This is a genomic window from Desulfosarcina ovata subsp. ovata (genome assembly GCF_009689005.1).
Lineage (GTDB): Bacteria > Desulfobacterota > Desulfobacteria > Desulfobacterales > Desulfosarcinaceae > Desulfosarcina > Desulfosarcina ovata.
The window spans coordinates 5,881,946-5,896,954 of sequence record NZ_AP021879.1; the positions used below are offsets into that span (position 1 = coordinate 5,881,946).

Sequence of the window (15,009 nt, forward strand, 5' to 3'; positions counted from 1 at the left end):
TTCAAGCAAGCACAAACCAAAAACGTTCAAAATAAAGAACGGAAAACAAGTCAATATGAGCACCAACGCTATTTTAAGGGGCCGGGCGTTACTGCCAAGGCAACTGTAAACTGCCACAGAAGGAAAGCTAAAAAGGTTTTTAAAACGCGCCCCGATTTTCCCGGTCCCTCTTCAAAAAGATGTTATGTTTGGGCTATTTCTTTTTAAAATCGAAAACTGCAACTGTAATTGATAAGACACCAATTAGGATTGATGCGAAAATAAATCTTTCTCTATTTCGAGAATCATTAATCCATTGTCTTAGATCGCCCAAACTGCCAATAGGCTTAAAGTCGTCACCATCTATATTGCTAAGCGACCTTGAATAATTGTAAACAAAACCTATAGGTGAAGAACCAGGTACAAATTTAGGATTTGGCCATCCCTCTGGCAAGTTATCACCAATATCAGGCTTTAATGTCCCCCCAACTCTCACAATAGCAGTGGGAAAGTTGCCTTTGTGATATAGACTGATCACTTCTTCGTAGTTGGTTTTTTTGATAATATATAAAAACAAAGGATTAAATTCTGCTTCATCATCGAAAATGATGATATCGGGGAAATTACGTGGGCTAGCCAGCCTTTGTATCCCCTCAAGCACAGCTTCACGCCCACTTAATTTGTCCCACCAATTATTATAATCCCCGACAGCGTAAATAAGTGATAAAATGCGGGAGCATAAGCGGAATTATTAATCGTATTTTCTTTTTCATTATCCCCTTTAAAAAATCGGGTAGGTCAGGGGCCTTTCAGCCCCTTTCCCCCCTTGGAACCGTGCATGAGACTTTCACCTCACACGGCTCGAGCACCTCAGAAGGCCTCCCTTATGGGGCGGCCCGGTTGTAATTCCTCCTATGCCGAAACCATAGCCCTATACTCTCGGGCCGACATGGCCGGCAGCAGCTTGCTTGCCTTATAATGCCGGCGACGCCAAAAATACCAGGCATACTTGGGCAGATAAGGGTTGGCATCCGCTTTGATCTTCACGTGTCTACGGATTCCGATTGCGCTTGTTCGCAATACGCGATACAGCTTGACACCGTTCTTTGCGGTCTTGGTCAAAACCGCGAAGGTGTTTCGTCCGGCCGCCGACCAGTAGTGCTTGGTCAGCCACTGCGCGGATTTGGACCGGTGCCGTTTGCGTATCATGCGCCAGAGTTGCTCATAGACATAGGTGTCGATCCGACTGAAGGCTTCCGATGCGACCACGTGGCGGTGGTAATTGGCCCAACCTCGAAGCGTCGCGTTCAGCTTCTTGATCAGTACCGGCATCGGCGCGCTGACGTGTTTGCGAATTAACGTTCCCACCTTCTGCATAAGGGCGTGAACTCCCTTCGTCGATGGCGTGATGTGCAGAACACGGCCATGCTTTCTGAAGGTTTGCCCGAGGAACGTAAATCCGTCTTTGATGTGCGTGATCATGGTCTTCTCAGCAGAGAGTTCCAGACCTCGCTCGGCAAGGAAGTTTTCGACCACGGGCCGGATCACATCTTCCAGGATGGTTTTCGATTTACCTGTAATGATGAAATCATCGGCGTAGCGGACGAAGTTAATACGACGCCTACGGGGGACTGCACGATGAACGGCTTCTTCCAACCCGTCAAGCACCATATTCGAGATAGTGGGACTGATAATCCCACCTTGTGGAACTCCCTTGCGTGAAGGATAATGGGTGCCGTTTTCCATATATCCTGCCCTTAACCACTTTTGAAGCACGACTTTGTCCATGGGGATATTCTCCAACACCCATTTAAAAGAGATGTTGTCGAAACAACCCTTTATGTCCCCTTCGAGAACCCATGGTGCCGAATTGGGCTTAGACAGCGCGTTGAAGGCACTGGCTACGGCGTCGGCGCACGATCTGCCTTCACGAAAGCCGTAGGAATTCCTGTCGGCGGTCGTCTCGGCGACGGGTGCCAGCCCCAGCTTGTAAAGTGCCTGTTGCGCTCTGTCGTACATGGTGGGAATCGATAGAGGCCTGAGTTTGCCGTTCTTCTTTTTGATATAGATTCGCCTCAAGGGCTGAGGGCGATAGCCACGTCGGCGCAGGCTGTTTGCAGCCCGCCATTTGGCTCGGGCGCCTTGCCACAGCACGCCGTCAACGCCAGGGGTCTTTTTCCCCTTGTTGGAGGTCACCCGTTTCACAGCCAGTAGCTTGGCGTAGAACGAATGGGTTAACAGGTATTGTAATGATCGAACCTTGTTCCACCTGTTTTCCTTTACAGCCTTTGCGATACGCACTTGCAGCCTTCTGACTTCCCGCTGAGCCTGTTTCCAGTCAACTGAACTCCATTTGTCAGCGTCATCTTTGAGTGCACCAGCCGTTTCGGCCGTCATTTGCTTTCTCATCTTCGAAGGTTCTCCCAGCTCTCTCGCAACGAGACACCAGTTGGACGTCTGCACGCTCATTCACCGGGGCGTAAGGCTTGCCGGTTTTGGCGTTGAGCCATGTTTCATGCTCTATCTTTCGGTTTTCCCGAAAGCGTTCGCTTCTTCCAACCTCTCTCACCCGTCTCTCCATCGGCGTGCCTTGCGGTTCGCTTGCCTGGAATTGCTCCAGGCGAAGGACGGGGTTACTACGTTCCACACAGTTGATCCAATGGATGACTTAGGTGCGCCCTCTACGCCGGTGGTTCGTCGGTTCCGTGCAGGCAGTTATGAGACCTGCATCCTGACCACATCCGCTAACTCCGGGCAACGGCCTTCGACCTGTTAATCCTCGTAGGTCGGTCGCTTATTGACGACGCTTACGGACATTCAATTAGTTTCACCATGTCATCCGACCCTAGCCCTTAACCGGGGAGGATTCCCGGATGGATTCGCCTGTTACCATTTGAACCCGATTCGGTACATTGTCCGCAGGGCTTCGCACCCCGTCATCAGCGCAACGGTAGCACGCCTGCGTAGGGTCCGGTAGGAACATACCGGGTACTCCAGGGACTTCCCTGAGTACACTCAAACTGTGCGACATCGTGTCGCACCATAACGCTTGCTTCACCGGCCGGGCGGGTTGAAAAGACATAGTTTATTAATGAACATAAAATTTAAATTTTAATATACTTTCAAAGAAACGCCTTAGCCCGCCCGGTCCTGTGTGTAAGCTGTTGTTATGCGCTTTTAAGGTGTTTTCTTTTCGCAATTTATCTTAACAAATTATGAAAGGTACAATTGACAAAACGAACAACGAACAAGGAATTGAGAGTATGTATCTCAAGCATGCCCATAAATTAATTTTACGGAAAGTAATAATACCACCTAATATGCTGAATAATAGAAAGAAAATGCTTCCATATGCAAGCATGTAGGATGTTGAATTAAACGTTGGCAACTTGAACGCAAAAAAGTTATGCAAAATTACGCCAATAGACAATGCAAAGGATCCAATAAAGGCTATCCAAGATAATCGATTGAAAAACTTAGCGCTTGCCATTCTATATTCCTTACATTCCTACGCGGTTCGGGGAGCTCAGCCGCCCGGAGCGAGAACCGAGAACTTCCCTAAAATTAAATTCTTTTCAAAAACCAAGGTCTTTCAAAAAGCCGCTAGCTCTCCGGGTCGGCCTGCAGCGTTTTGTTGTGCGAGTTATATTAAAGCCTCTAAGCCTTTTCTTTCCATGATATCCAATAATTTCCTTGAGGCTCCTGTAGGCTTTTTATTACCCTGTTCCCATTTCTGTACAGTAGAGGTACTAATATTGAAAACGCTTGCTAACGCAGCTTGGCTTAAATTAAATTTTTTTCGGATTTCGGTTATTTTTTTGGGGGGATAGTCTTTAACTTCCGGAAGACATAATTTTTCAATATTTCTTAAAGTAATGTCATCCACAAGCCCACTTTTATTTAAGTCCCTTACGGTTTCCGTAATTGAATCTGAAATTGATTTTCTCATGTTGCCACCTCTTTTAAATCACCATTTTGGACTGCTATATCAATTTCCCTTTCAGAAAATGAAAGTAAAATTTTAGCAAGTTCCTTGAAGACAAATAGCTCTTTGGGTGAAAGGTTTGATTTTTCATTTTTTGAGAAACCATGGATGAAAATAATTCTGTTCCCTTTTTTATAGCAAACAATCGTTCTTCCACTACCGCTTTTGCCTTGACCTGGGAAACGAATTCTTTTTTTGTAAATGTGCCCACCCAAATTTGCTTCGTAATTTCCACTACCGACTTCTTCCAATGCTGTTTCCAAATCATCAATCGGTATTTTTTGCTTTGAAGCCCATTTCACAAAGTGCTTTGTCATTAATTTTCGCATAACAACAATATAGCACCGGGTGACACAATTTTCAATATACCTTTTTCTGCATCCCGTTGGTTTTTAACGCACAACGTATAGAGTTTTATCCGTCGTCCCGCCAACCATTGAAACGACAGACCCCCCAACAGATGACGGTGCTGATTCAATGCCGAAGATCTTTTAGCGCGATGCGGGATGATGGATAAAACTGGTTGGACTAAGACAATTTGGAACACATTCTTGAAATGACTACCATTTAATATGGGGATTGTAAACAGAGGACTGCCTCGCTGGTTCTGGTGCAAGGGCAGAATCAGAATCCTGGGGGTGATCGTGATTGTTGAATGGGTGAAAACACCGGGTAACCAAGCCTTTTCGGCATCACTCACAATTTATGGGAATGCCGATTTCGATCGTTTCATGACCTGAGGGCAAACCGATCCCATCACTTTCAGCGCCTTGGAAATGCACGCTCAAGCTATCCCTGGAAAACAAGCTCGTGGATCGATTTGCTAAGGATCCTTATCGGTTACCGACACCGGCCTCAAAATATGGAATGAACTGTTTCCGGACCCTTCCGGGATTTCGTATATCTTTCTCATCATTCCTTGTTTGCAGCTTGGGCACCTCAATATGTCGATACCGGCCTGTGCCATCATGATTGCCTGGACGGACTGATCCCGCACCTCGGGGATATCGGGGGACAAGTTCATCAACAAACGGCACAGGCCAATGTTCTTTTTCTTGCCACGGTTGGCCAAAAAGCCATAATGCCGGATGCGTACGAACCGCTTGGGCAGTACATGCAACAAGAACCGCCGGATGAATTCGACCGCATCGAGGGTGACGGTTTCAGTCGTCTTGCGTTTTCTGTTTTTGATCGTGAACGTCACACGGCCGTCAGAAAAATCAGTGATGCGATGATTCGATATGGCAATGCGATGCGTATAGCGCCCAAGGTAATCGAGCACCCATTCCGGGCGCTCAATGGGCGGCTTGGTATAGACCACCCAGTTTTTCGACCACAGCTGTTTGATCAAGCGCCGGAACCCTTGGCGGGTCCCTAACGCACGGGTATTGCCGGGAAAGCACAACTGGTTCTTGCTATATGCATCTTCCAGATACGATATGAACTTTCCCCGGAAAACCTTCGAAAGCGCTTTGACCGGAAAGAGAAACTCCCCTTTGCTGCTGATCCATTCCTTTCCATTGCCAGCAATCGCACCGCCAGGCACCAGGCAGTGCAGGTGAAAATGATCCATCAATGTTTGCGTCCAGGTGTGCAAAATAGCGATGATCCCCAACTGGCCACCGAGTTCGTTCTTCGGATTTTTGCCGAAATCGAGTAACGTCTGGCTCGCGGCCTGAAACAGGAATCCCAGCATGAGTGGTTTGTTGCACAAAATCAAAGGATTCAATTCATGGGGAAGGGTAAAGACATTGTGAAAATAGCTAACCGGCAAAAGTTCAGCCTGCCGGGCGGACAACCAGCGTTGCTTGGTGATGGTCTGGCATTTCGGGCAATGCCGGTTGCGGCACGAGTTGTAAAGGATGCGTTCGGCTCCGCATTGATCGCACATTTCAACGTGCCCGCCAAGATAAGCGGTCCGGCAATTTAAAATGTCGTATACGACCCTGTAATGCTCCGGCGGCATATTGTATCTTTTGAGATAGTCACCGATGTGGCAGCGCAAAATATCCGCCACTTCCACCTGTCGGTTTGCTGGTTGAGGATAATTATTGATTGGATTCATCGTCATCCTCCCACGGCGGCGCCTGTTGTTCCGGCTCTTCGATGAAATCCAGCGGGCTCTGGACCTTGGCCAACCCGTTTCTGGAAACGTGAAGATAGACCATGGTGGTGGACAACGAGCGATGCCCCATGAGAAGCTGTATCTTGCGCACATCATAGCCGGCTTCCAGCAGATGAGTGGCAAAGCAATGGCGAAGGCAATGAATGCCCTTGCCCTTGGTGATGCCGGCGTCGCTCTTGGCACGGCGGTACATTCTCTGAATCGATGTGATGCTCATGGGAGTGTCGCGACGTTTACCGTAAAACAGCCAATCTGTCGGGCGATAGACCTTCCAATAGCCCCGTAGTTCCTCCAGCAGTTTTTTAGAAAGCAGCGTATCGCGGTCTTTCATGCCTTTGCCCTGATAGACCCGGATCACCATCCGTGCACTGTCGATGCTTTTGACTTTCAGTGCTGCCACTTCACTGACTCGAAGCCCTCCAGAATAAGCCGTCATCAATATCAGCCGATGCTTAAGATCCGCCGGAGTATCGATGATCATGCGAACCTGCTCTCTACTGAGAACTTCAGGTAGGATTTTTGGTTTACGACGACTTGGCATATTCAATGCGATTTCGCTGTTTATCAGTGTATGCTGGTAGAAAAACTTCATCCCGGAAATGATAACATTGCGTGTGCTTGCGCTCTTCCCTTCATCTTTAAGGTGAAGCACGTAGTCTTCGATTTCTGTTTGCGTTAGACGATCCGGTGACTTCCGATGAAATTTTGATAGGCCTTCAACAGCAGACAAATAGGATTGCTGAGTCCTCGGTGAGAAATCCTTAAGTTCCATTGCCCGGATCATCTTTTGACGTAGTTCAGACATGAGTTCCCTCCTTTGATTAATGAGATAAATATGAGATTTTCGGAGTTATACCGATGGAGGGAATTATAATAAAATCGGAGAAAAACCGGAAATGAGGAAAGAATTACAGAAATTCTGGTGGGTTAGCTGCCGCGTAGCGGCTTAGTCCAACGGCTGAGTTCAGGGGCAAGCGGGATTTACAGCGATAAATTTTGAATAACCTGGGTTTTGGCCAGCAAGACTGAATTTCAAAAAGCCACGCTGTCCGCTTGTCCCTTGAAACGATTGGTTAGGATTCTTTCATGAATTCACTCAATAAATTCCCCAATTATACTATGCTTTCGTCTGATTTCATTAATAAAGCCGTCATAATGTCTCATTCGAATTATTGAGCGGATAATCAGGTAAGCACCAAAAACAATTAAAGCAAGATTGAGTGCTCCCAACGGGACAAGAAAATGTAAAACATGGATGACATCATAATATTTTGAAGTAGCTATCAGAACACTCATAACCGATAACGGTAATGCTAAAACCGCAATACCTGTTCTCATTACAGCTAAGGATGTACGCTTCTCTGCTAAAATTAGTTGCACTTCATTGATTGCTATTGAATCAATTTTGTTTATGTCTTCGCTCAAATCTTTCCCTTTTGGATATATACCTTGCTTTAATCCTAACACCACAAATCAGCCGCAAGGCTTTTTGTGTCGGCTGAATTTGGTTGGTTATTTGGAGGTTTATATTATGAGTAATGTTTTATCGGTTTGTTTTTCAAGATCACTTTGGAAAGAAAATCCTGAAATTGCCCGAGAGTTACTTGGACTTCAGTTTGAGGTTTTCAGCCTTGAGTTCGAGGCTCTCTGCCTTAAGTTCCAGATTTTCCTTCTTAAGTTGGAGAACTTGCGTCTTAAGTTCATTAATATGTGTCTTAAGTCTTACAATTTCACGCTTAAGGTCCGCAATTATTTTCGTGGCTTCTTCAAGTGATGCTGGGTTCATTATATGCTCCTTTCACAAGAGAGGATTTAAATTCACCTCATGAGGATGGCCGGTGAAGCACATCCCCATGAGGATCTCATGACTGTTACTTTTTAGTGTGTCTTAACTCGGCTCTTATTGCCAAGATCAGACTGGCACCTGAAAATAACAGACCGAGGACACTGATGAATATAATCATCGGTTCCTCCTTATTTCCTCAACGTTCTGGACGAGGGTGCGTTGAAGGATATTTACCGTCCACATTATATGTCGGTTCATATATGCGGACTCCAAAACCGGTTTGGGTCTGGGCAAGGCTGCAGACTTACTCAGGCACCAAGCTTGTTTTCAAAGAACATAACGCTATGCTCACGGGGCGCGCGCTTTTTGCGCTCCCGTGCAGCAAATTGTTGTGCAAAATCTTATTCCAAATAATCTACTGGTCTAAAACCGCTATTTAAAAGTTCTTTATCTTTTCGAATTCTTTGAAAAGCTTGGACATATCTCAATACTGAATCAACATTCGCTTCACTTAAAATTTCCATTCTTGCATCAGAATGGAAAACATAGGAATAATGTTCATGCAGTATTTGAGAAACGCATTCTATCAGTTGGTCAATTTCAGAATTTTTAATCGGATACCTATCATAGATTGCTGATGGAGTATCAAAAAAAGCTTTATCAAGATGTGCAATTGATTTATCACGCCATGCTTTGATTCGGTTGGTCAAATCATTAAAAGAATCCAGATCGCTAATATTCTTGTCGATTATTTCTCTGTATTCATCTGGTGTTATAACCTCACGTTCGTTCTTATCGTTTGGTTTGTAACGACTTGGAGAAAGAGCCTTGGCATGTACACATGCTTTTTCTAACCAATCAATTAATGATCTATCTTCTTTATTCGAAAGCAATGCAGCCAATTCAACCAAGTAGATGCGTGTCATGCTGTATGTGGCGAGTTGGAAAAAGTACGAACCATGATTTAATGCTTCTTCATCCTCTGGTGAAGACCAAGAATTGATTCTTTTCAATTCACAAAATAAGCTTTTGGAATTGAGGAATCTATGAACAATCTGATCGAGATATTTTTTTAATTTTTCTTTTGGATTATTCATGAGTTTGTTCCTCAACACTTATCTTTATGTTGCACAACATAAACTAGACGACCCAATAGTCGTCGTATAATGCGACGTTAATATTTACGAAATCGTAATAGACGACTGATTTGCAGTCTAATAACCCAATTTAACCTGACTAGACGACTAATTCGTCAAATAAAAAATTGACATTTCGTAATTTCGGCGCTAAACATGAACAAATGTTAATATATAATATTTTGGAACCTTTTTCGAGTATATGAAGAATAAATATCCCCAAAGAAATGTGATGTCAATGTAAATCATTGGTATCATGTATTTTAAATGTTTATTCGGAGGTGCAACATGGCTAAACGGTTTCCACAAAACAATAACGAGACTTTCAATTCATTATCGCCCACGGCGGCAGGGGATGCCCCAAAGCCACGATTACTTGACCAGGTTCGGAATTGCATCCGTCGAAGACATTATAGCATCCGTACGGAGCAAACCTATGTTGACTGGATCAAACGATATATCTATTTTCATAAAAAGCAGCATCCTGAAGATATGGATGAGAACCATATAACCGACTTTTTGAATTATCTTGCCGTCGATAGGAAAGTCGCCAGTTCCACTCAGAACCAAGCCCTATGCGCCCTGGTGTTTCTGTATCGCCATGTTCTGAAAAAGGATCTCCCCCAATTTGAAAATTTGATTCACGCCAAACGCCCCTCAAAGCTGCCGGTTGTTTTTACGCGTGAGGAAGTTCGCGATATTTTATTACAACTTGAAGGCGTTACCTGGATTATGGGGCAATTGCTATATGGCGCTGGTCTGCGCGTTATGGAATGCGTGCGGCTGAGAATCAAGGACATCGACTTTGGCTACCGACAAATCACTGTCCGGGATGGGAAAGGTCATAAAGACCGAATTACCATGCTGCCGGTAATTGTTGTTGAGCCATTAAAGAGGCATTTGGAGAAAACCAAAAAAGCACATGAACTTGATCTGGAAGCCGGTTTTGGAAAGGTGTTTCTTCCTTATGCGTTGGAAAGAAAATATCCCCATGCGAACAAAAGTTGGGATTGGCAATACGTTTTCCCCGCCTCCCGGCGATCCATCGATCCGCGATCAGGCGCCGAACAGCGGCATCACCTATCAGAAGCGGTGTTGCAGCGTGCCATAAAAAAAGCCATCAAAACAAATAACATATCCAAGCCGGGCAGCTGTCATTCGATGCGTCACAGCTTTGCGACGCATCTGCTCGAATCAGGATATGATATTCGCACAGTGCAGGAACTTTTGGGGCACAAGGATGTTTCGACAACCATGATTTACACGCATGTGTTAAATAAGGGTGGAAAGGGCGTCCAAAGTCCCAGCGATACACTTTTTCAGGATGCTTAATGTTTCATCAAGTATGTCAATGAATACCATTCCGATAAAAGCGCCAATCCAGAAAACACTGGATGCCGGATCAGGCCGGTGATGACGCGATTGATAAAGTTGCCTGTCTGGCAAAGAAAAGGAAATCGTAACCATGACATCTGACCTCACCCCCAGGCAGCAAAGCGTATTGGAATTTATTATTACTTTCCAGCAGGAGCAGCGTATGGCTCCCACGGTGCGCGAAATTTGTGCCCATTTTGGACTGAGCGGTCCGGCCGGCATCCACCGCATCCTGAACCTTCTCAAGGACAAGGGCTACCTTGTGGCCGAAGCGGGAAAAAAACGCGCCTGGCGGTTCAACAGGGATGTGATCGGCCCCGGCATTCCGTTGATCGGAACGATCGCCGCCGGCCAACCCATGGAAGCCATCGAAAACATTGAAGCGGAGCTGTCCATATCGCCGGCCCTGTTCGGTTGCAAACGCTGCTTTGGATTGCGCGTCAAGGGAGACTCCATGATCGATGCCCATATCATGGACGGCGACCTGGCGATCATCCGTCCGCAGAAGCGGGTCGAAAACGGGCAGATTGCCGCCGTGATGGTGCAGAATCTCCTATCTGAAGCCACGCTGAAAATCGTGCGTTTCGACCGGAGCAGTCTGACCCTGGAACCGGCCAATGCGGCCTATTCGCCATTGGTGTTCAAAGGACCGCAGCGCAGTCAGGTGACCGTTTTGGGGAAGTATGTGGGGGTTATAAGGAAGATAGGGGGTTAGGCTGTAGGCGTTTAGGGAAACGATTTTTCGCGGTTAAGAACCGCTCCTACAAAGCATGGCGGGTTTATGTTGCACCGGATTTCATCCATGCTCCGGTTGTAGGAGCTGCCTTTGGCTGCGAGAAGAATAGGTATACAGGGGTTCAGGCTGCAGGCGTTTAGGGAAAAGATTTTTCGCGGTTAAGAACCGCTCCTACAAGATACGGCAGGTTAATGCAGCGCTGAAGTTCATCCATGCTCCGGTTGTAGGAGCTGCCTTTGGCTGCGAGAAGAATAGGTATACAGGGGTCAGGCTGCAGGCGTTTAGGGAAACGATTTTTCGCGGTTAAGAACCGCTCCTACAAAGCATGGCGGGTTTATGTTGCACCGGATTTCATCCTTACTCCGATTGTAGGAGCTGCCTTTGGCTGCGAGAAGAATAGGTATACAGGGGTTCAGGCTGCAGGCGTTTAGGGAAACGATTTTTCGCGGTTGAGAACCGCTCCTACAAGATACGGCAGGTTGATGCAGCGCTGAAGTTCATCCATGCTCCGGTTGTAGGAGCTGCCTTTGGCTGCGAGAAAAATAGGTATACAGGGGTTCAGGCCGTAGGCGTTTAGGGAAACGATTTTTCGCGGTTAAGAACCGCTCCTACAAGATACGGCAGGTTGATGCAGCGCTGAAGTTCATCCATGCTCCGGTTGTAGGAGCTGCCTTTGGCTGCGAGAAGGATAGGTATACAGGGGTTCAGGCTGCAGGCGTTTAGGGAAACGATTTTTCGCGGTTGAGAACCGCTCCTACAAGATACGGCAGGTTAATGCAGCGCTGAAGTTCATCCATGCTCCGGTTGTAGGAGCTGCCTTTGGCTGCGAGAAGAATAGGTATACAGGGGTTCAGGCTGCAGGCGTTTAGGGAAACGATTTTTCGCGGTTAAGAACCGCTCCTACAAAGCATGGCGGGTTTATGTTGCACCGGATTTCATCCTTGCTCCGATTGTAGGAGCTGTCTACGCCTGGGACCAATCAATTTTCGCGGCCATGGGCCGCTCCTACGGGGCCGAGGTAGACTGGGTTTCTGTTTTTGGGTGACACGGGAGTTTTATGCAAATTGAAGACAAGCTTTCCATCCTGGCCGCTGCGGCCAAGTACGACGTATCGTGCGCCTCCAGTGGCAGCCGGAGGTCCAACACCGGCCGCGGGCTGGGAAATGCAATCCCGGCCGGGGTCTGCCACACCTTTACCGAAGACGGGCGCTGCGTCTCCCTGCTCAAGCTGCTCTTCACTAATTTCTGTATTTTCGACTGTGCCTATTGCGTCAACCGGCGCAGCAACGATCTTCCCCGGGCGGCCTTCACCCCGGCGGAAATCGTCCGTCTGACCATTGACTTCTACCGGCGTAATTATATCGAAGGGCTTTTTCTCAGCTCGGGAGTGGTGGGTAGTCCGGACGAGACTATGGAACGGCTCATCCGCACGGTAACGGACCTGCGCCGCCAGGGCTTCAACGGTTACGTGCATCTCAAGTGCGTGCCCCACACCAGCCGGCGGCTGGTTCAGGCCGCCGGCCGCCTGGCCGATCGGCTGAGCGTCAACATCGAGCTGCCCACGGAGGAGAGTCTCCGGAAGCTCACCAGAGAGAAGACCTACGCCTCGGTGCTCACCCCCATGGGCGTTATCCGCGAAGGCATCGAGGAAACGCGGGAAGATCGCAAGCGGCTGCGCCACGTGCCCGCCTTTGCCCCGGCCGGCCAGAGCACCCAGCTGATCGTGGGCGCCAGCCCGGAATCGGACCACACCATCTTGCACCTCTCGGACCGTCTCTACCGCCAGCAGGCGCTCAAGCGCGTTTACTATTCGGCCTACGTGCCGGTGGGCGATATTGCCACCCATGCCGGTGCGGCTCCGCCGTTCAAACGGGAGAACCGCTTGTATCAGGCCGACTGGCTGATCCGGCTGTACGGGTTTTCCATTGACGAGGTGATACCGTCAGCGGCGCCGAACCTGGACCTGACCATGGACCCCAAAGATGCCTTTGCCCGGCGCCACCCTCAGCTTTTTCCCGTGGATGTCAACAGCGCCGATCGAGAAATGATCCTGCGGGTGCCGGGCATCGGCATCCGATCGGCCAATCGCATCGTGAATCTGCGTCGCCGGGGGCGCATCCGCTTCGAACACCTCAAACAGATGGGCGTGGTCGTCACCCGGGCTTTGCCCTTCATCCGTTGCGATGGCCTGCCAGACGCCCGCTGGACCGTTCCATACAGCGCCACGGCGATTGCTCCACCGGTCGCGCTTACACCGCTGGTTTTCGTTACCGACAGCAGCTTTGACGGTCTGCTCACGGCCATTTTTGAAGCCTACGCCGGCCAGACACCGCCCGATGCGATCCAGCCGGACAGCCATGTCCAACAGGGATTGTTCGACCAGCGTGTGACGGTCGTCACCGATGGGGCCAAAGCCGCACGGGTGTGGAAGGGGCTGAAACGATGCCTGGGCGTCGAGGGGCGCCAGGCGATTGCCGAAGCGTTCCTCTCGGGGAATGCCGGGGTGGAGACGTTGATTTATACCTATGTCCGAGAACGCATCCCGCGCCCGAACAGCAGCCCCAGCGGCGTATCCCTAAGTGTAACGATCCGGCTTGACCAGCTGGCCCGCAAGGTGCGCGAAGAGGCCCGCCGGCTGGAAGGCTTCGTCCGCTTCGAGCAGACCGGCAAGGGGCGGTACCTGGCCCGGATCGCACCGCGCTACGATGTCCTGCCGCTGATCCGGCACCATTTTGAATCCCGGTTTGCCGATCAGCGCTGGATCATCTATGATACAGTTCGGCAGTACGGGCTTGTCTTCGATGGCCGGACTACCCGCGCCCTGCCGCTCAATATGGCGGAGCCGGGCGCCGGGAGTCGTCCGGATGCCGACGAGTCCCTCTGCCAACGGCTTTGGCAGCGCTATTACCATGCCGTCAACATTCCCACACGTAACCACCCGCGGCTGCATCGGCGACTGCTGCCCCGGCGTTACTGGGCCTATCTGACCGAGAAGCTGATCCCGCTGTCAAGGAGACCCATATGAAAGCAAAAGGCAAATCGAAGAAAGACCAAAAGCCGGCCGCGCCGGTCAATGCGAAAAAAGACAAGCTGGACCGTAAATTTTACGAGGCGGAGATGAACCGTCTGCAGACCGAACTGGTCAAGCTGCAGGCCTGGGTCCGTCACAAGGGGCTGCGCGTGGCGGTCCTCTTCGAGGGCCGCGACGCGGCCGGCAAGGGTGGGGTGATCAAACGCATTGCCGAACGCGTCAGCCCACGGGTTTTCCGTACCGTTGCCTTGCCCGCTCCCAGCGATCGCGAGAGAACCCAGCTTTACATTCAGCGTTACGTCAAATTCATGCCCGCCGCCGGCGAGGTGGTGCTTTTTGACCGCAGCTGGTACAACCGCCTGCTGGTGGAGCAGGTCATGGGCTTCTGCACGGATGACGAGTACGAACGCTTCAAACGCAACTGCGCCGGTTTCGAGCAGTCGTTGATCGAAGACGGCATCATTCTCGTCAAGTACTGGCTGGAAGTTGGCAACGGCGAACAGAAACGGCGTTTTCAGCGGCGCATCGAGGATCCCATCCGCCAGTGGAAGCTCAGCCCGATGGACCTGGAATCCAGGCGCCGCTGGTACGCCTACTCACGGGCCCGCGACGCCATGTTCGCCGCCACGGATACCCGCATCGCGCCATGGGTCATCGTCCCTTCGGACGACAAGCGTCGGGCGCGGCTCAATTGTATCCGTCACCTGTTGGACACCGTCCCCTACGAGGAGGTGCAACAGAAACCGGTGGACTTGCCGCCCCGCGACAAACAAGACGCCTATGATGATTTAAAATCCATTATGGGCAGGCGGCAGGTGCCCGCCTACTATTGAGGACGCCGTTCGAAATCCGCCAGC

The 15,009-nt window shown here is 49.4% G+C and carries 13 protein-coding genes; 4 read left to right on the forward strand and 9 right to left on the reverse strand.

What is annotated here, in order from left to right:
* Positions 1-193 precede the first annotated feature (193 nt).
* From GN112_RS25780 to GN112_RS25820, 9 genes are all read right to left on the reverse strand, one after another.
* Complete coding sequence (locus GN112_RS25780; protein ID WP_155312800.1) at positions 194-640, reverse strand: hypothetical protein; 447 nt, start codon at positions 638-640, stop codon at positions 194-196.
* Between the two features lie 251 nt (positions 641-891).
* Entirely contained in the window at positions 892-2,376 is a 1,485-nt protein-coding gene (ltrA, locus tag GN112_RS25785; RefSeq protein ID WP_197743402.1) for a group II intron reverse transcriptase/maturase, read from the reverse strand.
* Between the two features lie 1,246 nt (positions 2,377-3,622).
* Entirely contained in the window at positions 3,623-3,928 is a 306-nt protein-coding gene (locus GN112_RS25790; RefSeq protein WP_155312802.1) for a helix-turn-helix domain-containing protein, read from the reverse strand.
* The gene (locus GN112_RS25795; protein WP_197743403.1) at positions 3,925-4,281 is read right to left on the reverse strand and encodes a type II toxin-antitoxin system RelE/ParE family toxin; all 357 of its coding nucleotides are present in this window, start codon (positions 4,279-4,281) and stop codon (positions 3,925-3,927) included. The genes GN112_RS25790 and GN112_RS25795 overlap by 4 nt, the downstream gene beginning before the upstream one ends.
* Before the next feature lie 506 nt (positions 4,282-4,787).
* Complete coding sequence (locus tag GN112_RS25800) at positions 4,788-6,035, reverse strand: IS91 family transposase (protein WP_462477456.1); 1,248 nt, start codon at positions 6,033-6,035, stop codon at positions 4,788-4,790.
* Entirely contained in the window at positions 6,013-6,894 is an 882-nt protein-coding gene (locus tag GN112_RS25805; protein WP_155308513.1) for a tyrosine-type recombinase/integrase, read from the reverse strand. The genes GN112_RS25800 and GN112_RS25805 overlap by 23 nt, the downstream gene beginning before the upstream one ends.
* Before the next feature lie 287 nt (positions 6,895-7,181).
* On the reverse strand, positions 7,182-7,514 hold the full coding sequence (locus GN112_RS25810) for a hypothetical protein (RefSeq protein ID WP_155312804.1): 333 nt from the start codon (positions 7,512-7,514) through the stop codon (positions 7,182-7,184).
* Between the two features lie 175 nt (positions 7,515-7,689).
* Complete coding sequence (locus tag GN112_RS25815) at positions 7,690-7,875, reverse strand: hypothetical protein (RefSeq protein ID WP_155312805.1); 186 nt, start codon at positions 7,873-7,875, stop codon at positions 7,690-7,692.
* A gap of 401 nt (positions 7,876-8,276) precedes the next feature.
* Complete coding sequence (locus tag GN112_RS25820) at positions 8,277-8,972, reverse strand: AbiU2 domain-containing protein (RefSeq protein ID WP_155312806.1); 696 nt, start codon at positions 8,970-8,972, stop codon at positions 8,277-8,279.
* Between the two features lie 327 nt (positions 8,973-9,299).
* Between GN112_RS25820 and GN112_RS25825 the strand changes: the two genes are divergently transcribed.
* The 4 genes from GN112_RS25825 to ppk2 all read left to right on the forward strand — a co-directional run bounded on the left by GN112_RS25825 (position 9,300) and on the right by ppk2 (position 14,985).
* Positions 9,300-10,343: an integron integrase gene (locus GN112_RS25825; protein WP_155312807.1), complete on the forward strand. Its 1,044-nt coding sequence runs from the start codon at positions 9,300-9,302 to the stop codon at positions 10,341-10,343.
* Positions 10,344-10,476: 133 nt separating this feature from the next.
* Positions 10,477-11,100, forward strand: coding sequence for a transcriptional repressor LexA (gene lexA, locus GN112_RS25830; RefSeq protein ID WP_155312808.1), 624 nt, complete (start codon positions 10,477-10,479; stop codon positions 11,098-11,100).
* Between the two features lie 1,078 nt (positions 11,101-12,178).
* Positions 12,179-14,146: a putative DNA modification/repair radical SAM protein gene (locus GN112_RS33695; RefSeq protein WP_162459122.1), complete on the forward strand. Its 1,968-nt coding sequence runs from the start codon at positions 12,179-12,181 to the stop codon at positions 14,144-14,146.
* Positions 14,143-14,985 (forward strand): polyphosphate kinase 2, encoded by an 843-nt coding sequence (gene ppk2 / locus GN112_RS25840; RefSeq protein WP_155312809.1) that lies wholly within the window; start codon positions 14,143-14,145, stop codon positions 14,983-14,985. The genes GN112_RS33695 and ppk2 overlap by 4 nt, the downstream gene beginning before the upstream one ends.
* Positions 14,986-15,009 lie beyond the last annotated feature (24 nt).

Coding starts and splice junctions, on each gene's coding strand:
- ltrA (WP_197743402.1), bottom strand. CDS start 2,376: ATGACGGCCGAAACGGCTGGTGCACTCAAAGATGACGCTGACAAATGG.
- GN112_RS25790 (WP_155312802.1), bottom strand. CDS start 3,928: ATGAGAAAATCAATTTCAGATTCAATTACGGAAACCGTAAGGGACTTA.
- GN112_RS25795 (WP_197743403.1), bottom strand. CDS start 4,281: ATGACAAAGCACTTTGTGAAATGGGCTTCAAAGCAAAAAATACCGATT.
- GN112_RS25800 (WP_462477456.1), bottom strand. CDS start 6,035: ATGACGATGAATCCAATCAATAATTATCCTCAACCAGCAAACCGACAG.
- GN112_RS25805 (WP_155308513.1), bottom strand. CDS start 6,894: ATGTCTGAACTACGTCAAAAGATGATCCGGGCAATGGAACTTAAGGAT.
- GN112_RS25815 (WP_155312805.1), bottom strand. CDS start 7,875: ATGAACCCAGCATCACTTGAAGAAGCCACGAAAATAATTGCGGACCTT.
- GN112_RS25820 (WP_155312806.1), bottom strand. CDS start 8,972: ATGAATAATCCAAAAGAAAAATTAAAAAAATATCTCGATCAGATTGTT.
- GN112_RS25825 (WP_155312807.1), top strand. CDS start 9,300: ATGGCTAAACGGTTTCCACAAAACAATAACGAGACTTTCAATTCATTA.
- lexA (WP_155312808.1), top strand. CDS start 10,477: ATGACATCTGACCTCACCCCCAGGCAGCAAAGCGTATTGGAATTTATT.
- GN112_RS33695 (WP_162459122.1), top strand. CDS start 12,179: ATGCAAATTGAAGACAAGCTTTCCATCCTGGCCGCTGCGGCCAAGTAC.
- ppk2 (WP_155312809.1), top strand. CDS start 14,143: ATGAAAGCAAAAGGCAAATCGAAGAAAGACCAAAAGCCGGCCGCGCCG.